This window comes from Reichenbachiella ulvae (assembly GCF_025833875.1).
Lineage (GTDB): Bacteria > Bacteroidota > Bacteroidia > Cytophagales > Cyclobacteriaceae > Reichenbachiella > Reichenbachiella ulvae.
Genome location: NZ_JAOYOD010000001.1, coordinates 1,574,439 through 1,601,413, shown reverse-complemented (window position 1 = coordinate 1,601,413; position 26,975 = coordinate 1,574,439). Strand labels below are relative to the sequence as shown.

General features: G+C 41.6%; 20 protein-coding genes and 1 pseudogene. 17 read left to right on the top strand and 4 right to left on the bottom strand.

Annotation, left to right across the window (positions count from 1 at the left end):
- Positions 1-5 precede the first annotated feature (5 nt).
- The gene (locus tag N7U62_RS06495; protein WP_264137089.1) at positions 6-809 is read right to left on the bottom strand and encodes a DUF2705 family protein; all 804 of its coding nucleotides are present in this window, start codon (positions 807-809) and stop codon (positions 6-8) included.
- Positions 802-1,695 (bottom strand): ABC transporter ATP-binding protein, encoded by an 894-nt coding sequence (locus N7U62_RS06490; protein ID WP_264137088.1) that lies wholly within the window; start codon positions 1,693-1,695, stop codon positions 802-804. Before N7U62_RS06490 ends, N7U62_RS06495 begins: the two co-directional genes overlap by 8 nt.
- A gap of 131 nt (positions 1,696-1,826) precedes the next feature.
- Here N7U62_RS06490 and N7U62_RS06485 point away from each other — a divergent pair, with 131 nt between their 5' ends.
- The 4 genes from N7U62_RS06485 to N7U62_RS06470 all read left to right on the top strand — a co-directional run bounded on the left by N7U62_RS06485 (position 1,827) and on the right by N7U62_RS06470 (position 6,759).
- Positions 1,827-3,536 carry a DUF1800 domain-containing protein gene (locus N7U62_RS06485; protein ID WP_264137087.1) on the top strand — a complete coding sequence of 570 codons (1,710 nt, stop codon included), beginning with the start codon at positions 1,827-1,829 and terminating at the stop codon, positions 3,534-3,536.
- Between the two features lie 4 nt (positions 3,537-3,540).
- Positions 3,541-5,097: a DUF1501 domain-containing protein gene (locus N7U62_RS06480; RefSeq protein ID WP_264137086.1), complete on the top strand. Its 1,557-nt coding sequence runs from the start codon at positions 3,541-3,543 to the stop codon at positions 5,095-5,097.
- Between the two features lie 23 nt (positions 5,098-5,120).
- Entirely contained in the window at positions 5,121-5,822 is a 702-nt protein-coding gene (locus tag N7U62_RS06475; protein WP_264137085.1) for a DsbA family protein, read from the top strand.
- Positions 5,823-5,913: 91 nt separating this feature from the next.
- Positions 5,914-6,759 carry a mechanosensitive ion channel family protein gene (locus N7U62_RS06470; RefSeq protein WP_264137084.1) on the top strand — a complete coding sequence of 282 codons (846 nt, stop codon included), beginning with the start codon at positions 5,914-5,916 and terminating at the stop codon, positions 6,757-6,759.
- A gap of 138 nt (positions 6,760-6,897) precedes the next feature.
- On the opposite strand, the gene N7U62_RS06465 is transcribed toward N7U62_RS06470, so the two are convergent.
- Positions 6,898-7,227: a hypothetical protein gene (locus tag N7U62_RS06465; protein WP_264137083.1), complete on the bottom strand. Its 330-nt coding sequence runs from the start codon at positions 7,225-7,227 to the stop codon at positions 6,898-6,900.
- Positions 7,228-7,450: 223 nt separating this feature from the next.
- Positions 7,451-8,544: pseudogene (locus tag N7U62_RS23215) on the bottom strand (ISAs1 family transposase).
- Between the two features lie 642 nt (positions 8,545-9,186).
- Here N7U62_RS23215 and N7U62_RS06450 point away from each other — a divergent pair.
- From N7U62_RS06450 to N7U62_RS06390, 13 genes are all read left to right on the top strand, one after another.
- Positions 9,187-11,133, top strand: coding sequence for a phage tail family protein (locus N7U62_RS06450; protein ID WP_264137082.1), 1,947 nt, complete (start codon positions 9,187-9,189; stop codon positions 11,131-11,133).
- Positions 11,126-12,178 (top strand): hypothetical protein, encoded by a 1,053-nt coding sequence (locus N7U62_RS06445; RefSeq protein WP_264137081.1) that lies wholly within the window; start codon positions 11,126-11,128, stop codon positions 12,176-12,178. The genes N7U62_RS06450 and N7U62_RS06445 overlap by 8 nt, the downstream gene beginning before the upstream one ends.
- Before the next feature lie 41 nt (positions 12,179-12,219).
- Complete coding sequence (locus tag N7U62_RS06440; protein ID WP_264137080.1) at positions 12,220-13,410, top strand: BamA/TamA family outer membrane protein; 1,191 nt, start codon at positions 12,220-12,222, stop codon at positions 13,408-13,410.
- A gap of 21 nt (positions 13,411-13,431) precedes the next feature.
- The gene (locus N7U62_RS06435) at positions 13,432-14,673 is read left to right on the top strand and encodes a BamA/TamA family outer membrane protein (protein WP_264137079.1); all 1,242 of its coding nucleotides are present in this window, start codon (positions 13,432-13,434) and stop codon (positions 14,671-14,673) included.
- Positions 14,674-15,004: 331 nt separating this feature from the next.
- Entirely contained in the window at positions 15,005-16,570 is a 1,566-nt protein-coding gene (locus N7U62_RS06430; RefSeq protein ID WP_264137078.1) for a M20 family peptidase, read from the top strand.
- Positions 16,571-16,732: 162 nt separating this feature from the next.
- A complete protein-coding gene (locus tag N7U62_RS06425) occupies positions 16,733-17,809 on the top strand; it encodes a BamA/TamA family outer membrane protein (RefSeq protein ID WP_264137077.1) in 1,077 nt (358 codons plus the stop codon).
- A 20-nt stretch (positions 17,810-17,829) separates the two neighbouring features.
- On the top strand, positions 17,830-19,152 hold the full coding sequence (locus N7U62_RS06420; protein ID WP_264137076.1) for a metal-dependent hydrolase family protein: 1,323 nt from the start codon (positions 17,830-17,832) through the stop codon (positions 19,150-19,152).
- A gap of 107 nt (positions 19,153-19,259) precedes the next feature.
- Positions 19,260-20,591 carry a metal-dependent hydrolase family protein gene (locus N7U62_RS06415; RefSeq protein ID WP_264137075.1) on the top strand — a complete coding sequence of 444 codons (1,332 nt, stop codon included), beginning with the start codon at positions 19,260-19,262 and terminating at the stop codon, positions 20,589-20,591.
- Positions 20,592-20,690: 99 nt separating this feature from the next.
- Positions 20,691-22,025, top strand: coding sequence for a metal-dependent hydrolase family protein (locus N7U62_RS06410; protein WP_264137074.1), 1,335 nt, complete (start codon positions 20,691-20,693; stop codon positions 22,023-22,025).
- A gap of 7 nt (positions 22,026-22,032) precedes the next feature.
- The gene (gene bla / locus N7U62_RS06405) at positions 22,033-23,004 is read left to right on the top strand and encodes a class A beta-lactamase (RefSeq protein WP_264137073.1); all 972 of its coding nucleotides are present in this window, start codon (positions 22,033-22,035) and stop codon (positions 23,002-23,004) included.
- A 55-nt stretch (positions 23,005-23,059) separates the two neighbouring features.
- Positions 23,060-24,700, top strand: coding sequence for an amidohydrolase family protein (locus N7U62_RS06400; RefSeq protein ID WP_264137072.1), 1,641 nt, complete (start codon positions 23,060-23,062; stop codon positions 24,698-24,700).
- A gap of 23 nt (positions 24,701-24,723) precedes the next feature.
- The gene (locus tag N7U62_RS06395; RefSeq protein WP_264137071.1) at positions 24,724-26,325 is read left to right on the top strand and encodes an amidohydrolase family protein; all 1,602 of its coding nucleotides are present in this window, start codon (positions 24,724-24,726) and stop codon (positions 26,323-26,325) included.
- Positions 26,326-26,407: 82 nt separating this feature from the next.
- Entirely contained in the window at positions 26,408-26,941 is a 534-nt protein-coding gene (locus tag N7U62_RS06390; protein ID WP_264137070.1) for an HdeD family acid-resistance protein, read from the top strand.
- The last annotated feature ends 34 nt before the right edge of the window (positions 26,942-26,975 follow it).

The window sequence follows — 26,975 nt, the reverse complement described above, 5'->3', positions numbered from 1 at the left end:
AAGATTTAAACATCTCGATTTTTTAGCAGCAGATAGGACAGGAATATGAAGCCCGCTGTCCAACCCAAGGCGATACTCGGCTCGGTAATTTCCACAGTTTTTTGCACGGATTCTGGGTCTAGAAAATTCATGGGAATACGAATCAGGTTATCTAAAGCATTGATCGGCAATAGCTTAATCAGGAAGCCTTCGCTATCCAAAAATACCCAGCCAATGAAGTTTTCGAATAGAATGCTGTAGGCCAAAATGAACATGATACTTAAGCCAGATTTTTTTATCCAAAAAGTCACCATCATGGCAAAACAGAGATATCCAAATACCTCAATGAAGTAGGCGCCTATGAAATCCAGGTTTGAAAGAATGACCTCACTGGTCTTGCTAGGAGAGTACTGGAAACCAAAGTAAAGGGTGATGCCAATGAAGGCCAATGTAGCAACGGAAGACAAAGCAAATGCCCATATCAATTTAGAAGCGAGAAAATGTTCTTTGCTCAAGCCATCGATGATGTTTTGCCGAATGGTCCGAAAAGAGATTTCGTTACTGATATTGACTACCATGACAATGGCCAGCAAAATTCTAACAAAAGAACCAATGTAGCTTAGGTTGTGCCAGATGCCAGGAAAGTCATAAATAGTAATTTGAGGGATCTCCTGTATTTCCTGATTGGAAGTAAATTCATAGGTGGCATTCATCAAGATTTTTCCAGAGGAAAGAATCACGAAAACGGCTCCCAGATATACTAATAGCAATATCCAAAAGGTCAGATTGGATTTGTTCTTGATCCATTCGAGTTTGATAAGTCTATTCATGGTTAGCCAATATTTTTAAAAATTCTTGTTCGAGATTTCCTTGTTGTCTAGAGATGTGGGTCGGGATGATGCCGTCTGCCTGTACATGTTGCATCACATATTCTGTGGTCACTTCATGAGCGATTTCCAGTCGATAAAAAGCCCCGTCGCGATGGATGGCATGTACACCTTTTAGTTTTTCCAGGGAGCTTTTCAGCTTCTCCATGTCGGTGGCGCCTACTTCGATCGTTACTTTTTCTCCTTCTATGTCATGGATACTGCCCTGGTGCAGCAGCTGTCCTTCTTTTAGTATCCCGAAATGACTGCATACCTTCTGCACTTCGGATAGCAAGTGACTGGCCAGAATGATCGTTTTACCAGTGTCGGCGATAGACAGAATGATGTCTCGGATTTCTACGATTCCTGCGGGATCCAGACCGTTGGTTGGCTCGTCCAGTATGAGGACCTCAGGATCTGATAGAAGGGCCGATGCGATGGCCAAACGCTGTTTCATCCCTAAGGAGTAGGTCTGAAACTTGTCATGCTTTCGATCTGCAAGCTCTACGGTTTTTAGGACTTTGTCTATGGCATCATTTGGGACACCTTTGATCTGTGCGACAGCTTTCAGGTTGTCGACTGCTGATAGATAGGGGTAGAAGCTAGGAGTTTCCAGAATGGCTCCAATTTTTCTTCTGCTCTCTGCTGATCCGGGCTGGTCAAACCACTCATAGTCTCCAGAACTGGGATTCGTTACGCCTAGTACCATGCCGAGGGTGGTTGTTTTACCACTGCCATTAGGTCCTAGCAGGCCAAAGACCTGACCGGCTTCTATCTTTAGATTGAGCGCTTTGACCGCTGTTCGCGATCCATAGTGCTTGGTTAAATTGTTCGTCTTTAAAATGGACATGTGACTGGTTTATTTATGATTTGCATTTCCAATGTCATAGGACTTAGCAATATATGAATGATTCAGATGTTTACAGTATGTATTTGTTTTCGTAGCTTTATTACATCATCCGTGAAATTAATCAAAGGTTTATGAAAGACAGGGATATTGACGAATGGGTTCGCAAGTACCGCAAGGTAGACCCCGTCATTTTTACTGAAGACCCTCAAACGAGTGCGCGAAGCAGGGCTCGTACCAAAGCCACTACTGGATTGGAGGCCTACGCTGGTGAGTGGGGAGAGCAGCAGGCTTCTCATTTGCTCAAGCGAACCCTCTTCGGTTATCGCAAAACAGATCTGAAGCATTTTCAGGCATTGGGACTGACGGCCGCTATAGACGAACTGATCAGCACTTCTCCAATACCTACGGCCCCAGCTAATAACTACAACGATATGGGAGAGGGCGTAGAGGATCCGGATGTGCCTTTTGGAGAAAGCTTTGTAGATGCCCCTCGTCGCAATGAACTGGAAGGCCCCCGAATCACATCACTCAAAGGCTGGTTGGTTCAGAACCTGATAGATCAGGAAAATACGATCCACGAAAAAATGATTTTGTTCTGGAACAATCTGATCCCAGCTAAGATTTGGGATGTGTTTGTTTCTAAGACCAGTTACCGCTATTTCGAAACCCTGAGAACGCATGCGCTGGGTAATTTTAGAGAGTTGATCAAGGCGATTACCTTAGATCCCTCGATGTTGATCTTCCTGAATGGCGCATGGAATCACAAGTATGCGCCGGACGAAAACTATGCTCGGGAGCTGCAGGAGTTGTTCTGCATAGGGAAGGGACCCAATGCGAAATTTAGCGAATCAGATGTGCAGACAGCGGCTCGTTTGCTGACGGGCAATACCATCGATTGGGACAATCAAGTGAATGCTACAGGACCTGTGGAGTCATTCTTTAAGCCCGAATGGCACGACTCGGAGGACAAGACCTTTTCAGCCTTTTATGGCAACAGAGTGATTCAGGGCAGGCAGGGACTATCGGCAGAGGTTGAACTTGATGAGCTGATTTCTATGTTGATGGACAATGACGAAACCGCACTTTATCTCTGCAGAAGGTTGTATAACTTTTTCGTGCATCCGGAAATCGACGAAACAGTCGAGACGCAGATGATCGAGCCGATGGCGACTATGCTCAGAGACAATGATTATGAAATCATGCCAGTCATCAAAGCCATGTTTAGCTCCGCTCACTTTTATGATGAGAGCAACCTAGGCGCAATGATCAAGAGCCCAACTGATCATTTGATTGGCTTTTGGCGCACGATGAATGTCCAGTACCATAGCCAGGAGACTACAGCGATCTACAGAGCTCAGCGCAGTTTGCTATGGAGTATGGCGGAGATAGGGCAGGAGCTAGGTGATCCCCCCAATGTTGCAGGATGGCAGGCCTACTATCAGGTGCCGTCCTATGATAGATTGTGGATCACGACGGATAGCATTACCAAACGGGCCATTCGTATCGATTCACTCATTCACTGGGGCTTTTGGGTCAGCGAATCGGAGACCATCACGGCAGATCTGATTGCCTTTGCTGAAACCCTGGACAATCCGCAGAATCCCAATACACTGATCGAGGAGGCTGCCATGATACTGCTAGGCATACCGATCAGTCAGGAGACCAAAGACTATCTGAAGTCCATCTTGCTCAGTGGCCAACAAACGGACGGCTACTGGCTAGGGGCCTGGATAGATTATCAGGACTTTCCGGATAATATGGAGTTCAAACAAATTGTAGAGACCCGATTGAAGGCCACTATGCAGGCCATGTGTCAGTTGGGAGAATTTCAACTGATGTAGCGCTATGAAAAGAAGAGAATTTTTAAGACATGCCTGCCATACGATGGCCGTACCCGGGCTGATGAGTACCATTGGATTGAATCAGGTCAATGGCCAATCTTTGCAGCGCTTTTTGCAGTTGGCTGCCGAGACGGATCGCGTGCTGGTGATGATATTTCTGGAGGGAGGAAACGACGGCCTCAATACCGTAGTGCCACTCAACCACCTCTCAGAGCTGAACAGCGTTCGTCCTCATGTGATCCTACCTGACAATTCGCTCCACGAATTGGCTGGTGCTGAGGTCGGTTTACATCCTGCTTTGGATGGCCTGGCTTCTCTCTACAAGGAAAATCGATTACAGATCATACAGTCTGTAGGATATGAAAACCAGAACTACAGCCATTTTCGATCCACGGATATCTGGATGAGTGGCTCTGATTCTACGGAAGTCATTCCTTCTGGCTGGTCGGGTCGCTTTTTGGATCAGACTTTTCCCGGGTATCCCGAAGTGTATCCCACCGATACCATGAAGGATCCGCTCTCAGTGGAGATTGGTTTTGGGAGTTCATTGCTCTTCCAGGGACCTAATGCCAGCATGAGCATGACGATGAGCAATCCAGAATCCTTTTATAATCTGATAGAAAACCGCGACGATCCTGCACCTGATACGCCTGCTGGCGATCGCTTGCAATACGTACGACTAATCGCCAGACAATCGCAGCAATATGGCGAAGTAGTGAAATCCGCTGCTGAGAAAGTAAACAATCAACTGGCCTATCCAGAAACCGATCTGGCTAATCAACTCAAAATTGTTTCCCGACTGATTGCAGGAGGACTGAAGACGCCCATGTATATGGTCAGGTTGGGAGGCTTTGATACCCACGATGCCCAGGTGGAAGATGGCGATCATACCACGGGTGAGCACGCTACCTTGTTGAAGACCTTGAATGATGCCATTATGGCCTTTATGGCAGATATGGAGCATCTCCAAATCGCTGACCGTGTGCTGGGAATGACATTCTCTGAGTTTGGTCGCAGGATCGTGTCCAATGCCAGCTTGGGTACAGACCATGGCTCTGCTGCACCTATGTTCTTCTTTGGTAATCATCTCAACGGCGGGGTGCTGGGACAAAACCCAAACATACATACAGGCCAGACCTATGAGGATAACCTGGAGATGCAGTACGATTACCGTCAGCTCTATGCCTCTGTGTTGGATCAGTGGTTTGGGGCGGATAGTTCCGTGCTGAATGCCACGCTCTATCGGGGCTATGATACGCTGCCTATTATCTCAGATGGAGTGCTCAATGCCCCTCAAACGTCTGGATCCTTTGCCGAACCTCTACTTTTTCCTAATCCAGTCAAGGAATATGCAACTTTATCTTTTTCTGTGCGTCACAATCCGGTGAGTGTGTCAATGATGTCGATAGATGGACGACTGATCAGAAAAATGCATCGAGGAAGCTTTCCATTGGGAACGAATCGATTGTCCATAGATGTGAGAGGCCTGCGAACGGGGCAGTATCTGCTGGTCATGACTGATGGCAGAAACAAACAAGCCCTTAATTTGATCAAGAGTTAAAGAAAGAAACAACATTAAGAAGAATGAGTACAATGAATTGTGAAGATGGGGCTTGCGAAGTACCAGAATTGGAAAAGAAAGAAGAGTTGAAGTTGAAAGAGGATAACAAAGACAAGCTGATGTATTTCGGAGACCCGATGTGCTCGTGGTGCTATGGGATAGCCAATCACATCGATCGTATCAAAGACGAGATGTCCAGCGATTTGGATTTTGAATTGGTGATGGGGGGACTCAGACCTGGTGGAGGAGATGAATGGACCGAAGATTTCAGGAATATGATCAAGTCTCACTGGGAGCATGTAGAACAGGCTTCAGGTCAGCCCTTTGATTATGCTTTTTTCGATAAAGAAACCTTCGAGTACGACACAGAGCCACCTGCACGTGCCGTTAGGGTAGTTCGAGATATCGCGCCAGACAAAGAGTGGGCCTTTTACAAGGCGATACAGGCGGCTTTTTATGCAGAGAATAGAGACATCATGGATCTGAATGTAATCGAACAAATCTGTGAGGAGCTTGGCATCAACTATCAGCAGTTCGAACCGTTGTTCCTTTCAGAAGGCTACAAGCGCCTGGTGTATCAGGATTTCATTCGCTCCCAACAGTTGGGGATTAGGGGCTTTCCCTGCATCGTGCTCAAAAGAGGAGAAGAATACTATGCAGTAAGTCAGGGTTATTCTAGTTATGAGAATATGAAAGCAACAATTGGTCGGATATTGACGGCTTGATTTTGCTTTAAATTTCAAAATATCACAAATTACAGGACGCTATTTCGATCAGAGGTAGCGTCTTTTTTATGACTCTAAACATAATCTAACTATGGACATGGATATGAACATGAACCCCATCGAAAATGCCATTTCACAACTCTATACTCTCGGCATTGAGTATGCGCCCAAATTGGTAGGAGCCATTCTCGTATTGATCATAGGATCTTGGGTGATCAAAGCCATGAGCCGTGGTTTGGGGCATATAATGGACAAGCGAGAACTGGAGCCTTCTCTGCAATCTTTTATGAAGAGTTTGTCTGTAATGGTACTGCGCGTCTTACTGATCGTCTCAGTGTTGGGCATGGTAGGCGTAGAGATGACTTCCTTCATCGCACTATTGGGTGCTGCGGGACTGGCCATAGGTATGGCGCTGTCTGGTACGCTACAAAACTTTGCCGGTGGGGTGATGATTCTGCTCTTTCGTCCTTACAAGGTGGGAGATTTCATCGATGCACAAGGCTACATGGGTACGGTGCGTGAGATCCAGATCTTCAACACCATCCTGACTACCCCTGACAACAAACGCATCATCATTCCCAATGGGGGATTGGCTACTGGCTCGATGACCAACTTCTCTGCAGAGCCTAGAAGGAGAATCGATTTCACCTTCGGTATCGCCTATGGAGATGATGTGGATAAGGCCCGAGAAGTACTGCTCGGACTGGCCAATGCCGACGAAAGAATACTAAAAGAGGAAGGAATCGCTCCAGAAGTAATGGTCGATTCGCTAGGTGACAGCTCCGTAAATATGAAATTAAGAATCTGGCTCGAGTCAGGCAACTACTGGCCCGTACACTTCGCCATGACGGAGAGCGTCTACAAGACCTTCGCCAAAGAAGGCCTCAACATCCCATTCCCACAAATGGATGTGCACCTGCATAAGGAGGGGGCTTAATGAGAAGAAAGAGGAAACACGGATGATACCGATTACTGGATTCCACAGATTTGACTGCATGGCGCATGATGATTTGTGGAATCTTTTCATTTATATAGCACCTAAGCTTAATTCTACGCCTCTCAAATCATAAACCCACTACTCAAAGCGATGGTTTACTTCTTTCATCACGCGGTGGATGTCGGGATTGCGTTTGTAGAACTCCCTGATTTGTGCATTGTTGGTGAAGATCACCGACTCCCTACCAAAGCCATCGCTCCACCTCAGTTCGATTAAAGCGCTATTGACCGTACGGGTACGATTGATGAAGTAGACATCGTGTATGGAATAGTCCGCATGGTAGAAATTAGTCAGCTCACTAAATGGAATTTGTAGCTCGACCTTCTTTAGCTTGAAATACTCGATTAAATCCTCGTGCCATGGCCTGAAACTGCATGGAGTGGACTTTGATAGATGTTCTGACTTCATTTTGCCCCTTATTCGTTCAACATTCAAGTACAAAGTAAAACTAAAAATATTAGTTATTAGCTATTTATTTTAGTTTTAACTAAGGCGAAACCCAAGGATAGTCGGTCTCCTCGCCTGATATGAACAATCGCCATTGAGCCTCGTCTGCTGCATATCATAAGGATAGCAGCGCCACAATCTTACCATCTCAACCATTCCCTCCTTGAGGCAGGGCTGTTGCATTCTAATTGATTAGTTTGTTTAGAGTCTCAATATCATTGGCTACCAGTCTGGTGGCCTTTGCTATTTGATTCATGCCTTGTTTTCTAAATATATTCATTGCACCATTTTTAAGCGTGGATATAATTGATGGAGCGTTGCCTAATCTGATTTTAGAGGCATCTTCTTTCATCGTTACATCTTTGGTCCAGTGTAGACTGTTTTCAATGTGCCAATGATTCCTTATCCCATAGTTGTATAATAATGCACTTCCATTCTTTATGCTGCTTAAATAATATGCGTTTTCTTCCCTGTAGCGTCCATTGACTTTTACTTCTCTTCTAATTTTGATGCCGTGTTGTGCACCAGTCCATTGTTTTTTTATTTCCTCTGGCAAATTGAACACTGTTACATCTCTATTTTCTATTCTTCCTTTGTTTCTCTCTAGCTGAGAATAATAACCTATAGGCTTTTCTTGGGCACACTTTTCGATGCTCTGGTAGAGTGTCTTTTGATTTTTCTTCACTCCAATTACATAATTATTTCCACTAGCTATAATCACTTCTACCGTTTTTTTTGACAATGAAGAGCATCCATAGTAAAGACCACATCTTTGAGATCCAGCATCTCTATTAATTGACGAACTACAGGTATTTCACTCTCTTTTGAGTTAATGACTTCTCCATTGGCTAATACCATTTTCTGTCTGGAAACGAATACGGTCACTAGATTGATGAAATTCTGATACGACTTTGAATAATCACTCATTGTACCACCGATGGCCTTGCCATCTACACTAAGCCACTCTCCAGACTCTATCGAAACATAGGCTTTACTCCACTGATAGAATTGATGAGAAAAGGAATCAAAATCCAATCCCATCAACACTCTTCGAATAGTATAAAAAGTCGGTAATCTGTCTTGTTTGGGCTGAAAAGTAGACAATAAGTTCTCTCTATTTCTTTCTATAAAATCTCCAATAGCACGATAACCATAGTAGCCGCTCATTACCGACATCAGCACGATGACCAGTACCAATTCCAGAGAATGTCGCTGACCCGCACCACGCCTGTGATCCTTCACTTTTCCTAAATACCAAATGATACTTTCTGATGCCATTTTTAATTTTCAAGTTAATCCATTTTTTAGAATGCAACAGCCCTGCTTGAGGGGGGGCTAAAATGCTATTAAGTTAAGCCCTCTGCCCTAAAAGAATTCCGTCATTCCTCTTACTAATTATCCTGACGAAGCTCATTGAATAGACCTTACACATTATTGTTATTGAACAGTCTCGAACAGACTCATTACAGTTATAACTTTTACCATTACATACACCTGAGGGCTTTGTGCTGAGATTAGATTCCTTCTTGCATTCCCATATAGAGTATGGAGGGGTTGATGGAAATTGTGGATGGGAATATGTAAGTATTAGTGTTATGATATTATTCTTGATTTATATCATAACAATATCTGATCTTAATTAACCACGGCATTGGTCGCTCAGGCTACATTTGCTATAGCTTATTAAAGGCAGTTAACAAATAATTAAAGAATAAAATAGTTTGATTGGTCAATTTGTGTTTAACTTTTATGAATATAAGTTTGACTTTCTTAAGCCAATAGCCAATAACTAACCATTAACCTTAATGATAAGAATGATCGCTAGGTCTTCTTTACGTTATTTCCAACTAAATCTAAACCTATGATTACCTTTTTTACCTATGCTTATTTGTTCGAAACGCGAACATAACTTTTGAAATTATGATTCGACCTATCCTGCTTTTCTTCTCTATACAAATATTGTTTTTATTCTCTTGTGAGCAACCTCAAGACCAAGTAATAGAGGCAGTAAATCATACCAATGATGTATTAATTAAGAATACATGGTATTTGAATGAGTTTACTATTAATGTCAAGGAGCCTGATATTCCTCCCCCTATACTTTTTAACTCTTCTGATGCTTTAACCCGAGAGGGGGAATACAACTTGGAAGATATGGTATTGGATGTGTCTGATTTTCAACAGTATCAAGTTCAATTCACAAGTGATCGTAAGATTATCACTGGCAATTCTGAAATTGATATTCTTGGTGACAGTGTAGGTACTTATTTTGTATTCAATGAAAGGCAAATTCGAATAACAAGTGCAGAAGCACTTACCTATCGATACCATTACGATAATAGACAAAAAACACTGAAACTCTTATTGAATGATGAAGATGTTCAGGGTTTGGTAGACGATCTTAATGAAGAGCTAATAGATAAAATATCTGGTAATACTCCCGGCAAAATTGGGGATTTGGTAGCGAGCCTCCTTTTTAATAATGAATCTATTCAAAAATTGATCAATGACGTTCTAGTATCAGCGATATCAGGCAAACTTTCATTTATCAACAGGATCGATCCTGAAGATGCCGCCATGTTGTTGTCAAAGGAAATAATTGAGATAATAAAAGGGATCAACTGGGAGAGTGAACTTAAGACATTGTTGCAATTAGAATTAGAAAAAATCAATGATATTGATGCAGAAGCTTTGTCAGAAGTCATAAGTGCTGAAATAGCAGATTTCATTAATGGTAAAATTACAATAGAGGGGATTTACGATCTTGTTTTCCCTTATATAGAGGAAATACCGTCAAATTCTGATGAGGTAGCCAAAGCAATATCAACTCTAATGGTCAACCTTATATTGGAAATATTCGACGAAGACTTTTTAAAAACTAAGATCAGTGAATCCTGGGTGAAGTTTACTGAACTGAATAGTGAAAAAGTCGGGATAGTAGCCGATACTTTGACTGCTATAGTTGAGAATGTTTGGATTAATCAGGAAAATGTAAAAGCAGCCGTTTATCCTTTTATAGAAAAGATAGAAGGGACATCTATTCTTCAAATGGGTCAGCTGGCTGATGAGACAGTAGGAGCTATAAAAGTTATTGTTGATGATTTGAATTTGTTATTTCCTGATTTAAATCTTACACCTGATTATGAATCCATGCAAAGCATAATTAAGGCGCTATTTATAGCTGCTAAGCCTACTATCGGGCTAGCTGGAGGAGCTGATCAAGTAGCCAATGAATTATCACAACTGATCATAGATGATTTCCTGAATTCGGACAACATCAAGAAAGCTTTTACCACAGGAATCAATTTTCTTCAAGCCATAGATGCAGAACTTGCAGGAAGTACAATAGCAGGTTGGATTGTCAGTTTGGAAGGAGAGATTGCACCTGTTGTGATTGAATATCTAAGTAAAATTCTCAGTCCTATTCTAGATAATATTAACCCTGAACTTACAGCCTTCAAAATTGCCAGGGCTTTGAAAGGATTTGTTACTGATAATATTACTAAAGAAAATCTTCAGGCCTTGATTCAGCCTGTATTGCAAGCCATAACGAGTGTTAATGCGGAAGCTGTTGCCACATTTCTTGCTAAGAAGATATTAGCTCTAGACATAATAGGAGAGACCATTAACGAAGAAAATATTAACGCCATTCTTCTTCCTATCCTAGTTGATGTCCAGCAAAGTAATGTCGAAGAACTAGCACAAAACCTAATAACAGCTATATATCAAAGTGGATTGTTTGAGGACACAATTACAGAGAGTCGAGTCTCAACGATCATTTCCTTACTTATTTACAAGTCAGCGTGGGATCAGGTTCGAATTGCCAATAATTTTCAAGACGCCACTATAATATTAAGACATGAATAAATTCGCTACTCTTATTTTTATTGTCTGTATCCTTCAATTAAAAGCCTTTGGCCAAGGGCAAGTATCTAACGTGAGTTTTGGAGATGCGTATGAAGCCTATCGAGACAGTTTGAAAAACACACCCTACCCCTGGAGAATGCCTGTTATGGGGTCTAAGATTCGTAAATTGGGTTTTGACATACCTTATCCTAATGGTATTATGCTGAATGTGGCATATTCAAATCAACTACTTACATTAGATGATGTGAATGTAGGGTTCGATCCTAATAATATGACCAATGTAGATGGACTAGCGAGGTTCAGATCAATTTCATCTGATGTATTTGCCACCACAATCAGATATGATTTTTGGTTACTTCCATTCTTAAACTTCTCGGCAATTACTGGCCGTATCAATGCTACCACCAATGTGCATTTGGGTTTGCCATTTGACTTAAAATTTCAAACAGAGAGTGAAGGGACTATGGTTGGGTGGGGTGCAGTTATCGCAGGTGGTTTTGGACCTTTTGTTATGTCATCTGACATGACCATGGGATGGACTTATGTGGGGAATTTGAGTGCTCCTTCTCGTTCAATAATAGCGGGGATCAGAATTGGTCATATGATCAGGTTTAAGGAGAGACCTGATAGAAATCTAGTACTATTGGTTGGGGGACAATATTTGGGGCTGAATCCACAAAGCGACGGAAGGGCAGATTTGGAAAAGCTAGTTGGTATCACACCAGAAGGCAAAGAGGATGCGCTTCAGCAAATCAATGCCTGGTACGACAATTTATCAGAGTCTGAGCAAGATATTTTTGGAGATTTGTATGATGGTCTTTCTAATTGGTTGGGTAATGGTGAATCTACCTATATCTATTATGACTTTAAAAAGCGATTGTATTACCCATGGAGTATAAATGCGGGTTTTAATTTTCAGATTAATAAAAGATACGCGCTTACTGCTATGTATTCATTTCTCGGAAGTAGAACCCAAATTGTCGGAGGATTGAGTTATCGCTTTGGCTGGAAGGGGAAAAATATGTTATCAGGAGTAACTCTGTAATATTGGAAATAGAATATCTACTTAATTAAACCCACTAAACCTTGTTCAAACATACCCTCCACATATTGTCACTCGTTTTGATACTGAGTATCCACTTTGAAGTATCAGGACAATCTACAATTGATGAAAGTCAGGAAACAAGCGGCAAGTCAGAGAAAAGTAAGAAAATTAGTTTTAGACATCCTGAAGATGGGGCCCTAGATTTAAGTGAGTTTTTGGTGTCGCCAGTAGGGTTCTTTCCTGTACCGATCATAATAACCGAACCAGCGGTAGGTTATGGAGGAGGAGCGGCCTTAATATTCTTTCATCCGCAAAAGAAAAAGTACTCAAAACCAGTTCCTCCGAATATCAGTGGTGCAATAGGACTGGCTACACAAAATAAGACTTGGCTAGCTGGAGGGTTTCATAGTCATGTGTTTGGAGAGGACAGAGTCCGGACACTATCAGTTATAGCCAAACCCAATGTCCGAATAAAATATTATGGAAATAATAGTGAGATTCTTAGCGAATTCCCAATCACTTTAAAACTGGATTCTTGGTTATTCATGCAACGAGCCTTGGTTAGACTTGGATCTAGCAATTGGTTTGCCGGGGCTTCCTATATATATTTTTATTCCAAGGTTGGGGTCCAATTGGATAGAGAAATCCCTATTATCAGTCCTATCTTGGAAAGACTGCAAGGCAATTCTGTAATCAGCTCTATTAAACCGAGGATCAATTTTGACAATCGAAATAATACTATTTCTCCCACTAATGGATTCAATACGGGAGCTATATTTAATATCAATGCCAAATGGCTCGGTGCGGATGAAGATTATTATTCTATGAATGAATACCTGCTTGCCTATTATCCTGTGAGTGAAAAATTATTTTCATCCTATCGGTTTGATGCGAGCCAATTGATTGGTGATGCCCCACTTTATGCCTATCCATTTGTGGATTTGAGAGGAATACCTGCCCTTAGATATCAGAGCAATAATACTGCAATTATAGAAACGGAATGGAGATATGAACTTTTTAGAAGATGGTCTGTAATGGGGTTTACCGGTGCTGGAAAGGCCTATCAGTCATTGGAGAATTTCAATGATATAGATTGGGCTTATACTTTTGGAACAGGTGCCAGATACAATATTGCCAAGGCCTTGGGGCTACAAACTGGGGTTGATTTTGCCTGGGGCAATGGAAAGGATTTTACCTTTTATATAGTAGCAGGTACGTCATGGAGTAAATAAAATGTGTGACAAAATAGAGCAATGGCACGAATAATTCCTATATGTATATTACTGTGTTTAATACTTTATTCTAGCTCCTTAGTAGCTCAAGAGGTTGACACTACTTTGCCCACAGCTGAGGCAGGTAAGTTATATTTTATTCCACTGCCGGCCATAGGTTATAATCCTGTTACGGGTCTGTTGTATGGAGTAGCAGCTTCAGGCAATATTTTACTAGGTGACCCCAGCGATACTCGGTTGTCCTCCGCTTTTCTGACCACAACCTATACTACTAATAGTCAATTACTGATGACATTGAAATCCACCGTTTACTCTAAACATGATAAGTGGATATCAATGGGGGATTGGAGGCTGCTTTTGTCCTCTCAGCCTACTTATGGATTAGGTACTGGTAAACAGTCAGAATTATTGCTTTCGAATGAAGAAAACAATTTCGAATTAGGCAAATACAATGATGGAGTAGATAAAGGAGAACTGATGGAGTTTAACCTATTTAGATTCCACGAAACCGTTCTTCGTCAGGTTCATGAGGATTTTTATGCAGGCGTAGGGTTTCATTATGATGGTTATTGGAAAATTAATGACGTGCTGCTGAATCTTGATAGTGACCCACCATATGTCACTAATCATTATGCTTACAGTACCATTCATGGTTTCAGAACAAACGGATACACTACATCGGGACCCAGTATCAATGCAGTATATGATTCCCGTGACAATATTAATTCTCCCTATAAAGGGAGATATGCCTTTTTGCAGTTTAAAATGTTGCCAACCTGGCTTGGCAGTGATCGCAGTGCAACACAACTCTGGTTAGAATATAGAGATTACTTCAGTATGTCGAGAAGGGTAGAAAGGAATATTCTGGCCATTTGGTCTTATTTCAATCTTACTACCAGTGGTCGACTTCCCTATATGGGTCTACCTGCTTTGGGCTGGGATCAATTTGGTAAATCTGGAAGAGCCTATCCGCAAGGTAGGTATAGGGGAGAGCATCTCTTCTATTTTGAAGCGGAATATAGATTTAGAATTCCTATTCAGCCTAAACACCCAGAACGATTTGGGGGTGTGGTATTTGTCAACACGATCAGTGCATCCGCAGATGATTTAAAGTTGAATCTGTTTGATCATTTTAAGTCTGGGGCTGGAGTAGGTTTTAGGTTTATGCTAAAAGAAGCCACCAGATCTAATGTGACATTAGATTATGGGTATGGTATGGATAAGAAAGGGGCCTTTTATTTTAATATTAATGAATACTTCTAGTGTAATCTCTATTTAGACCCTAGTTAACAACTGCAGAATAACTTAAATTGTAGATTAAAACCAATAATTCAAGTACAACTAAATTTTATGATTACACATACATGCACTGATAGAAAGGTTTATCGGATTGCAATTGAATAGATTTCTGATCACAATCATAAATAGTCATGATTTACATGATAGAGTAATATTAATGGTTGATCTCCTTTTACAAGGATCTTTTAAGGAATTGTTAACAATTTCTTAATCTATTAGTACTATGAATCATAGAATTATGTTTAACTTATGGTTATAAAAATTCCACTAAACTAACTTATCTTAATAACAAAAAATGATACCTGTATTTAAATTTACCCTTCCTTTTCTTTTTTTTATTCTGATTTGGGGCTGTAAGGAGGCACCTAAAGAAAGTGAAACAACCACACAGACCTCTACAGAAGCGCCAATCATTCCAGAAGATTTTTCCTCCAAGCAAATGACAGGAGTAGAACAAGTCTCGATCGAGGTGGATATTGCTGGAGCAGTTGATCGATTGTCTAAAGCCGTTACTTATAAGACCATTTCCAATCAGGATAGAGAAGACTTTGATAAGGAGGCCTTCGCTAGCTATCACGAATTTTTGGAGGAGTCCTATCCACTGGTACATAAAACCTTGAAAAAGGAACTGCACGGAGATCCGAGACCCTATAGCTTGCTATATACCTGGGAGGGAAAAGACCCTAGTCTGCAACCCGCCTTGTTTTATGCCCATCAGGATGTAGTACCTGTTCCGGCAGAATCCCGAGACCAGTGGAAACAAGATCCTTTTTCGGGGGCCGTGGCAGATGGTTATATTTGGGGAAGAGGGGTTCTTGATGACAAGAACCAGATTCATGCCATTCTGGAAGCCGCTGAAATGAAAATTAAAGAAGGCTGGCAGCCGTCACGCACACTCTATTTTGTGTTTGGACAAGATGAAGAAGTCGGTGGTGCAGAAGGGGCAAAAAAAGTAGCTGATGCACTCGAAGAACGTGGTATCGAGCGATTTGCCTATGTAATGGATGAATCAGCACCCTTAACTCCAGGGATTTTCCCTGGTATTAAAAATAATACCGCCCTAATAGGAATTGCACAAAAAGGGTTTATCAGTTTGGAACTTGCAATCAATGGAGTAGGTGGACACTCATCTATGCCTGGAGAAGAATCAAACATTGGTATATTGGCTAAAGCTATCACAAAACTCGAAGCAGCACAATTTCCATACAAAATTCATCCAGCAGTCCGCTCACAATATCGATACATGGGACCTGAACTAGACGAAGCTATGCAGCCACTTTATGCTGCGGTAGCCTTTGGTAAGGATGATGAATTAACCGATATGGAACAGAAATTCATTGATGCCATGGCAGGCAATGAAGTGACTAGAGCCATGCTACATACTACGATCGCAGTGACCATGTTCAATGCTGGTATTAAAGATAATGTGCTGCCCCCATCGGCAACTGCTGTTGTAAACTTTCGGCCTATGCCAGGCGATACCCCAGAGGTCATTATTGAGCATGTGAAAAATGCGATTCAAGATGATCGAATCGAAATCAAAGATATTTCTGCTTCTACTCCTGCTACCAACATTGCAGAAGTTGGAAATGACGCATACAATATGCTTGAAAAAACCATACGCCAAATCTATGGCAATGATTTGATTGTGTCACCTTTTTTTGTGGTAGGTGGTTCGGATTCTAAACACTTCCAGGCAAGAGATTTTGCCCCGGATGTATATACCATTACCGCCATTCAGTTAGAAAACACCGAAGAGTTTAAAGGCTTCCATGGGGTGAATGAGCGTATTTTGGTAAAAGAGTATGAAAAATCTATAGGCTTCTTTTATCAGATATTTGATAATCTGGAATCATTATAAGTTGCCTTAAGAAGCGTTTTGTCCTGAGCTATTGAAGGAAATACACTTTGAATAATTGAAAGAATGAATAGGGTATTGACCGATTAGCTATCATTCTAAATTTGAAAAAAACCATTACCATTTCGGTTGCCGTATTGCCATTTAACTAACTAATCTACCTAAATGAGAGCGTATATTCTGACTATCTTGTTTACTATCTCCACTTACCTAAGTGTGCATGCGCTACCTGTCCTATATGATAGCGCATTGGATGAGCAGGTCAAGGTAAAAAGTGCTAATTTCAGCCTTATGCCATACCTCAGCTATAACAGGAATCTGAAATTCATGTTTGGGGTTGTGCCTATGGCTATGTATAAGCTGAATAAAGAGGACTCTATTTCACCTAAATCATTATCAGGTATTACAGGGGTTTACACCAGCAATAATTCGTATATCCTTGGTGTTTTCAATAAGTTCTATTTTTCCGAAGATAGATGGAGGTCAACCGTCTATGTGTTTAATGGAGACATTAGCTCTCAGTTTTTCTTGAACGATTTTAGTTCGGTGGCTTTTTATGACTATACCACCAATGTACTGATGGCCAGTGTGGGTATTCAAAGAAGGGTTATACCCGGTCTATATGGTGGGGTGACATATATCTATGCCCAATATGATACAGAGTATGAAAATAACATCTCCCCACCTACGTCCACAGAAACCAGTGGACTAGAAATCAACGCCCAGTACGATTATAGAAATGACGTGTATTATCCCTCTTCTGGGAGATTAATAGATGCCAAATGGATTCATTATAGCGAATGGTTGGGCAATGAAGCCCAGGCGAATCGAATCAATGCCTTTTATAATACTTATTTTCCTATCCGGGACAAAAAGGATGTACTGGCAGCCAGATTTTCAGGTTTTTTTGGATTGGGTAGTATCCCATTCGAACAGCAAACAATTGTAGGCGGCACAGACCTAAGAGGCTATGCCGAGGGAAAGTATCGGGGAGATATAGTTGTGGCTTTACAGGCGGAATATAGACTCAATCTTGCCCGACGATTTGGATTGGTAGGTTTTGCAGGGCTTGCCACTCTATATGGTTCAGACAACGAAGAATTCAATGGAGACTTGCTGCCTGGAGGGGGAGTAGGCCTTCGATACAGAGCTTTCAAGGATATAAAGTTCAATGTGGGTATAGATGCGGCATTGGGTAAAGATGACTGGAGCCTCAACTTTAGAATCGGAGAAGCATTTTAATAAATTAACATAAAGTAAATATGAAAAAATTAAACCTAATTCTAGTACTGCTTTTTAGCTTAGTACAGATGGTATTAGCCCAGTCACCACCTTCTATTGTAATCCAAAATGTAGATGTGTTCGATGGGGTTAACGAAAAATTGATACAAGGAACAGACATTTTGGTAGAAGGGAACCTAGTCAAGCAAATAGCCAAAGGAATCAAGGTGCCAGATGGGGCCGAAGTGATTGATGGCCAGGGCAAAACGGTGATTCCTGGTTTAATCGATGCACATTGGCATACCACCTATGCATATACACCAGCCTCCATTCTATTGGCTAATACTGGGGATATGGCTGAAGTGGCTATTATTAGTATGACTGGAGCCAAAGAGACTCTGCTTAGGGGCTTCACTACGGTAAGAGATCCGGGAGGGAACCCTTTTGCAATCAAGAAGTTAATTGATTCTGGAGAATACCCGGGACACCGCATTTTACCCTCTGGTCCATTCATGAGTCCAACGACAGGACATGCAGATCACTATGGTAGGTTGGAAACTCCAAGAGATAAGCGATACATTAATTATTGGGAGCAAAATATGATGTCTATGACTTCTGATGGAGTCAATGAAGTGCGTCTAAGAACTAGAGATATATTGAAAATGGGAGCTACGCAGATCAAGATATGTACTGGTGGTGGTGTATCCTCTGAGTTTGATCCATTGGATGTTAGTGAGTATTCTGTCGATGAGATAAAAGCTGTGGTGGAAGAAGCTAACAATTATAATACTTATGTACTTGCTCATGTGATGACAGACAAGGGAGTGCGTACTTCGGTAGAAGCAGGGATTAAGTGTATTGAGCACGGATTTTTTGCCTCTGATGAAACCTTAAAGTTGATGAAAGAAAAAGGGGCATGGCTGAGTGCACAAGCCATGAAGGAAGAAGATATGAATTGGTCTAACCCGCTTAGTGCGGCCAAATTCAAACAAGTGACAGATGCAGTTGATGAGTTGTATCCAAGAGCAAAAAAAATAGGAGTTAATATCGCATTTGGTACTGACCAGCTAATGGATGCATCTAAAGCCAAACAGCAAAGCACGTACCTTGTTCGCATGGGAGAATGGTTTACACCTTATGAAGTGTTAAAAATAGCAACTTCAGAAAATGCCAGGTTGTTGGAGTTGGCAGGCCCTAGACACCCTTACCAAGAAGGGCCATTAGGTGTAGTGAAAGTAGGAGCCTATGCAGACTTAATCATTGTTGATGGTAATCCTTTGAAGGAATTGGAATTAGTGGGGGATCCGGAGAAGAACTTTAAGGTCATCATGAAAGATGGAAAAATTTATAAAAACACTCTTTAAACTTTAATAATAATGAAGGACTCAGTAAAGAGTTCTTCTTTTTACTATTTGCCTTACAAAAAGGCCGCCAGCCAATTTTCTATGTTATAAATAATAATTATTGTCCTATGAAAAAGTTAATTCGTCTAATTTATGTAACAGTCATTTTGACATGTATCAGTTTTATATCCTATGGTCAGGATGAAGTTAAATACACTCTAATCACTAATGCAAAGGTGTTTGATGGTGTAAATGAAAAGTTGATTGATGGAGATGTACTGATCGAAAACAATTTAATAAAGCAAGTCGGTGGAAGCATTGAGGCTCCCAAAGGAGCAACTGTATTGGATGCTGCGGGTAAAACGATCATACCTGGATTGATAGATGCCCACTGGCATACCACCTATGCCTACACACCCGCAGCTGTTCTTTTTCTAAATCAGGGGGATATGCCAGAGGTTGCCATTCGAAGTATGACAGGAGCCGAGAAAACCCTGCTACGTGGTTTTACAACGGTTAGAGATCCAGGCGGAAATCCCTTCGCCATCAAAAAATTGATTGATGCAGGAGAATATCCGGGCCACCGAATTCTTCCTGCTGGGCCATTCATGAGCCCAACCTCAGGTCATGCAGATTACTACGGCAAACTGGAGATTCCACGAGATAAAGACTACATGAACTATTGGGAGCGAAATTGGATGGCAATGACCTCGGACGGAGTAGATGAAGTTAGGCTAAGAACTCGAGACATTTTAAAGATGGGTGCCACACAAATAAAGATCACAACCGGTGGTGGTGTGGCTTCAGAATTTGATCCCCTCGATGTAACCGAGTATTCTACTGATGAAATAAAAGCGGTGGTAGAAGAAGCTAAGAATTACAATACCTATGTAACGTCTCATGTATATACAGATGAGGGAGTACGAAAATCCATAGAAGCAGGTGTAATGTGTATTGAACACGGTTTTTTTGTAAGTGAAGAAACACTTAAATTAATGAAAGAAAAGGGTGCATGGCTATCTCTTCAGCCTGTTTTTGTGGAGGATATGACTTGGGATAACCCCTTAAGCCAGTCTAAGTTCGAAGGTATAGTTGAAGCCATTGATAAAGTGTTTCCGTTGGCTAAAAAAGTAGGGGTAAATATTGCGGTTGGTAAAGACCATCTTTTTGGTCCTGAAACTGCGCTACAGCAGAACGAATATGTTGTAAGGTTGGGGAAATGGTTTTCACCTTATGAGGCTTTGAAGATATATACTTCTGAAAATGCCAGATTATTGGAAATGAGTGGTCCCCGTCACCCCTACCAGGATGGCCCTCTTGGTGTTGTTAAAGAAGGAGCCTACGCCGATTTAATTATTGTGGATGGAAACCCTTTAGAGAACCTAAACCTAATAGCTGATCCTGAAAAGAACTTTAAGGTAATCATGAAGGACGGTGAGATTTATAAAAATACGCTATAAACAAAAGGAAGGAGAGCTCCTTTTTAGCTCTCCTTCACTTAGCTAGAGGCTACTAGATTTTCTTTTCTAATTCGAATATTACAATTAAAACTTAATCCTATGAAAAAGTTAATCCGCCTGATTTACATACCAGCCATTCTTATTTGCATAAGCTTTGTGTCTTATGCTCAGGAAGAAGTTGCTATAACCTTAATCACCAATGCGAAGATTTTTGATGGTGTCAACGAAAAGTTAATAGATGGTGATATACTCATCGAGAATAATTTGATTAAACAGGTTGGTGCGAGCATCAAAGCTCCACAAGGAGCGACTGTAATAGATGCTACTGGTAAAACCATCATTCCTGGTTTGATAGATGTGCACTGGCACATGGCCTTAGCAGAATTACCTATGACTTTTGTGCTTTCAGGAGACGCCTATGAAGTAGGTATTAGGAGTACGATTGCCTCTCCTAAAACCCTTATGAGAGGTTTTACAACCGTTCGAGACATGGGGGGCAACGTTTTTAGTCTAAAAAAGCTCATCGATGAGGGATTGGTAGTAGGGCCACGAATACTGCCTTCCGGTCCAATGATTAGTCAGACTGGAGGACATTTTGACTATAGGTTACCCAATCAAATACCTGACAGAACAGGCAATATGACTTACTGGGAGGAAGTAGGAATGACAGCCATAGCCGATGGGGTTCCGGATGTCCGTAAGCGTACCCGTGAAGCATTCATGTTAGGAGCATCTCAAATCAAAATTGCAGGTGGAGGGGGAGTCGCTTCTAGTTATGACCCAATCGATGTTCGACAGTATTCTTATGAAGAAATGAAAGCCATTGTAGATGTTGCTAATAGTTATAACAGTTATGTTGGGGCGCACATCTTTACAGATGATGCAGTACAAACGGCAGTAAAGGCAGGAATCAAAAGCATAGAACATGGTATGCTCATTGGACGGGAGACTCTTCAAATGATGAAGGACAATGATGTATGGTTAAGCACACAGCCTATTTTGAATGATGAAGATGCGGATAAGTTCCCGAATCCAGAGTCAAACAGAAAGTTTGAGGAGGTAACCAAGGGAACGGACGACGTCTATCAACTGGCAAAAAAGATAGGAGTGAATATGGCTTTTGGAACAGACTTGTTTATGGGTGCTGAAAATGCGGCTAAGCAAGGGAAATTGCTCGCTAAACTCACGCGTTGGTTAACTCCATATGAAGCACTAAAAATGGCAACATCAGAAAATGCAAGAATGATGGAGTTATCGGGTCCCAGACATCCCTATAAGGAAGGTCCGTTAGGAGTAGTTAAAGAAGGTGCTTATGCGGATTTAATTATCGTAGATGGTAACCCATTAGAAAATCTAGATTTAGTGGCTGACCCTGATAAAAACTTTCTGGTCATCATGAAGGATGGAAAAGTTTATAAAAACTTGCTCAACTAGAAATACCATGAAATTACGCTCCAGCATATTCATTATGGTGTTTATCCTAACCTCTGGCTTCACAGCCTTTGGTCAGGATACTCAAAGGGTATCTGAAGCCTTGGGAAATGTTTCTGAAGGACTGGTAGGTTATATCGGCGTGGCAGCACAAGATTTGAAGACTGGAAAACAGGTTTTTCTAAATGGAGACGATCCGTTTCCAATGGCCAGCACCTACAAAATAGCAATAGCGGTGACTTTATTAAGTAAAGTCGAATCAGGTGAATTGAGTCTCACAAAAATAATCGAGATCAAAGATGAAGAATGGGTGTTGTCTGACATTATTGCATCCAATTTCATTCACCAGGGAGTTGCCCTTTCGCTGGCCAATATTATGGAGGTAATGATTACACATAGTGACAATACTGCAACCAATGTAGCACTGAGACTAGCGGGCGGCCCTGCAGCTGTAAACGACCACATGAAGCAACTGGGCATTAAAGGCATGCATATGGACCGAACTACCAGTGACTATTCACGCGATTTCTATGGCCAGGAACCTGGTCGTGAAAATATGAAAGAGGCGATTAAAAACCTGAGTGCTGATCCCGCAATAGCAAATGATCCGCAATCTGAGTTTGAAGCGGATTCAAAGGATAAGTCTACTCCCAGGGCAATGTTAAACCTATTGACTATGATATATGAAGGTAAAGTAATCAATAATGAAAACACTGCTTTTCTTCTTGGCATTATGTCCCGAACCGTTACCGGACCAAATCGTCTCCGTGGATTACTCCCTGGGGAAACTCCGGTGGCACATAAAACGGGGACACTGGGAGGAATAGCTAACGACGTGGGATATATCACACTGCCGGATGGGCATCGGTTCGCAATTGTAGTTTTTACTCGTGGTAGTGCCACACCACAGTCTGATCGGGATCGTGCCATAGCCGAAGTGTCACGAACACTTTATGACTATTTTGTATTAATCTCAGAATAGTCAAATTGATGAGATTCTATCTTATTTATTAAGATAATCAAAGTATTAATATATTATGAAAACACACAAAAGAAGACAAATTACAAAAGGCATGACCTTTTTGAGCATATTATGTCTGATGTGTCTGATAGTTTTTACCAGATGTGAAGATAAACCCGCTAATACGACTGAAGAATCATCAGTCCCTGCAGCCTCTACTGATACTGAGTTTGATATAGTTATCTTAAATGGTCGTGTGATGGATCCCGAAACAAATTTCGACGGTCTCCGGAATGTCGGTGTTTTGGATGGAAAAATTGCCCTAATTACAGAGGAGTCTATTTCAGGCAAGGAAACAATTGATGCCACGGGACAAGTAGTAGCCCCGGGATTCATTGATTTCCATAATCATATAGCAAATACGCCGTTCGGTCAAAGGATAGCTCTACGTGATGGCGTCACAACTCCTTTGGAGATGGAAGCAGGCGGCTACCCGATTGACATGTGGTACAAACAATTGGAAGGACGTTCACAAACCAACTATGGCGCCACAGTTTCAACGGCAGGAATTCGAGAAAAGGTTGCACATCCAGATTATAATACCAATTCAGGTTCTTTTGTTATGGATATCACGAATGCCGATACAGAAAGTAACCCCGATCTTCAATTTGCGACCCTTTTGGCAACACCTGAACAGTTAGAAGAAATGAGGCAAATGTTTATAGAAGGGGTCGAACAGGGAGGCCTTGGTATTGGAGGTTTGCCGGGCTACATGACCAATGGAACGAAAAGTGAAGAGACAATCATGTGGCAACAAGTGGCTGGAAAGTATGGACTTGCGGTTTACATTCATGGTCGGTTCTCCAGCCAAATGCCTCCAACATCTGGTATTCTGGGGACTCAAGAGTTTCTAGCAAGTCTGGGTATCTATGGTGGAGGTTTATATGTTCATCATGTCCATCAACAAACCCTTGATCTCACACCCGCTGTACTGGATCTCATCGAAGATGCCCAAAATAAAGGAATGAAGGTGCTTGCAGAGATCTATCCTTATTATCAGGGTCAAACCATTGTTTCAGCTGATTATTTAAAGCCGGAAACCTATGTGCGCAATATGGGTCGTGACTATGGTGATTTATTGGAAATCTCGAACATGAATCCTTTGACGAAAGAACGTTATGAGGAAATGGTTAATACGACTCCACAAGCACAGGTTATTTTTGGGGGGATCTCAGAAAAAGGAATGCTTAGCGCATTAGCAGACCCCAGAACCGTAGTAGGTAGTGATGCGCCTCCATTGGTAATACCGGAAACAGGTAAATCAGCCATGGATTTTGATGTACCCTTTGAGTCAGTATCTGGTCACCCTAGAGCTGCTGGAACCCATGCCAAGGTGTTGAAACTTGTACGCGAAAAAGAGCTGATGCCACTGATGCTGGCCATTTCAAAAATGACCCTCATGCAGGCTAACTGGCTCGAAGAAAATGGAGCAAAAGTAATGTCCCAGAAAGGTAGGCTGCAAGTTGGAAAAGATGCAGATATCACAATCTTCAATCCGGAAACAGTGACAGATAACTCCACCTTTAAGCAAGGGGCTTTACCATCAACAGGAATACCCTATGTTGTGGTTAATGGTACTGTAGTGGTCAAAGATTCAAAAGTATTGGAGGGTGTTTATCCCGGCAAGGCCATTAAAAATGACCTTGTAAAACAATGATATATTATGAGACCATCAAAATCATGAAAAAGAACATCTTCATTTCCTTCTTGAGTCTACTGAGTCTGTCACTACTTATCGGATGTGGTGAAAAGGCCAGTGATGCGAATTCAGATTCAGCAGTTTCATCAGATACAAAGTTTGATTTAGTGATATTGAATGGCCGTGTGATGGATCCTGAAACGAATTTTGACGGTCTCCGGAATGTTGGTGTTTTGGATGGCAAAATAGCTCTGATTACAGAGGATTCTATTTCTGGAAAAGAAACCATTGATGCCAAGGGACATGTGGTGGCTCCTGGGTTTATCGATATTCATTCACATATTTCAGATTTCCCTTTTGGGCAAAAATTAAGCTTACGGGATGGGGTGACCACTCCACTGGATATGGAAGCGGGCGCTTATCCTGTAAATGATTGGTATGCCAAATTGGAGGGTAAGTCTCAAACGAATTATGGTGCCGCTGTATCAGCTGCCGCTGTGAGAGAAATACTATCAAACCCTGATTATCAATCTAACACAGCTTCCATTCTCCTTGATGCATTTGATCCCCATAACGAAAGTGGTTTCAATATGTCATTGACAGAGTTTCTGCCATCTCCTGAGCAGATCAATGAAATGGAAGCCATGCTTGAAGAAGGAGTTGAGCAAGGAGCGCTAGGTTTGGGTGCAGTACCCGGATATATGACTCGGGGTACAACCAGCCGCGAAACGATCATGTGGCAAAGGTTAATGGGAGAACATGGTCTTAGTACGGTGCTTCACGGCAGATTTTCCAGTCAAATGCCACCAACTACAGGTATCCTGGGGACCCAGGAAATGCTGGCAAGTGTGGCAGCCTATGGTGGTGGATTGTACGTAAGCCACCTTCACCAGCAGGCATTAAATTATACCCCTGCGGCACTCGACCTTGTGAAAGCCTGTAAAAATAATGGGCTGAATACTGTAGCTGCCATTTATCCTTATTGGCAAGGAGCAACTGTAGCTGGAGCGGATTACCTGGCTCCTGATAATTATCAGAGAAATATGGATCGTAGCTACGAGGATATTATTGAAGTGGCTACTATGAAACCCCTTACCAAAGAAAGATATGACGAGTTATTGAAAACGCAACCTGGAGCATCAGTCATCTTTGGAGGCGTCAAAGAAGAAATTATGCTACAGGCATTAGCTGACTCTAGCACAATGATAGAATCTGATGCTGCACCATTGTCGATTACCGAAACCGGAGAGCTAGCGCTTGAATGGTCGACTCCATATGAGTCTGCACAAGGGCATCCACGAGGGGCCGGATCTCATGCCAAAGCCTTACGTTTGGTTCGGGAGAAAAATTTAATGCCACTGATGTTAGCCATATCAAAAATGAGCTATATGCAAGCCCAGTTTTTACAGGATAATGGGGTGAAGCAAATGACAAGAAAAGGTCGACTTCAAGAAGGCGCAGATGCTGATATTACCATTTTTGATCCAGAAACTGTCACTGACAATGCTACCATGGCAAAAGGAGGTTTGCCTTCCACTGGCATTCCATATGTCATAGTCAATGGTACGGTAGTCGTAAGAGATTCTAAGGTGATGGAAGGGGTTTATCCTGGTCAACCAATACGAAACAAAACGAAAATATAATTGATAAAAAATGAACGAGGCTTTTAAACCTTCGATGCGTTTTAAGACGATTTAATTTTTAATCCTATTAAATAAAATAATCATGGAAAAGATACAAAAGTACTGGTGGTTGAATGTAGTAAGAGGTATTGTATTATTAATACTTGCTTTTTTTGTTTTCGGACACCCGGTCAGTGCCATCCTTGGACTGTCCCTTTACATTGGAATTAGCCTGTTGTTTATTGGTTTTTCTATCATCGCAGTATCCTTGATGGTGAGGAAGGAATTTGACAACTGGGGGTGGGGATTGGCTGGTGGAATATTAGAATTGATGTTTGCCTTGGTATTACTTTCTAATCCTGTTCTTACTGCTGCTTCATTGCCCATTATAGTTGGGTTTTGGATTATTGTAAATGGTGTGTTGACATTTGTTGATGTCTTTACCATAAAGCAAGGTAATAGTTCTAGTCGTTGGCTTGGTGGCCTTAGTGGTTTGTTTTCTGTCATGATTGGATTCATAATTACCAATGACGAATTGACGGGTATGCTAGCCATTACATATTGGATGAGCTTTGGGTTTCTTTTGTCAGGAATCAATAATATTAGTTTGGGCTTGAAGCTAAGACCAAAAAACTAAGTATACAGTTAGAAAATAATTTTTGAAATTGAAA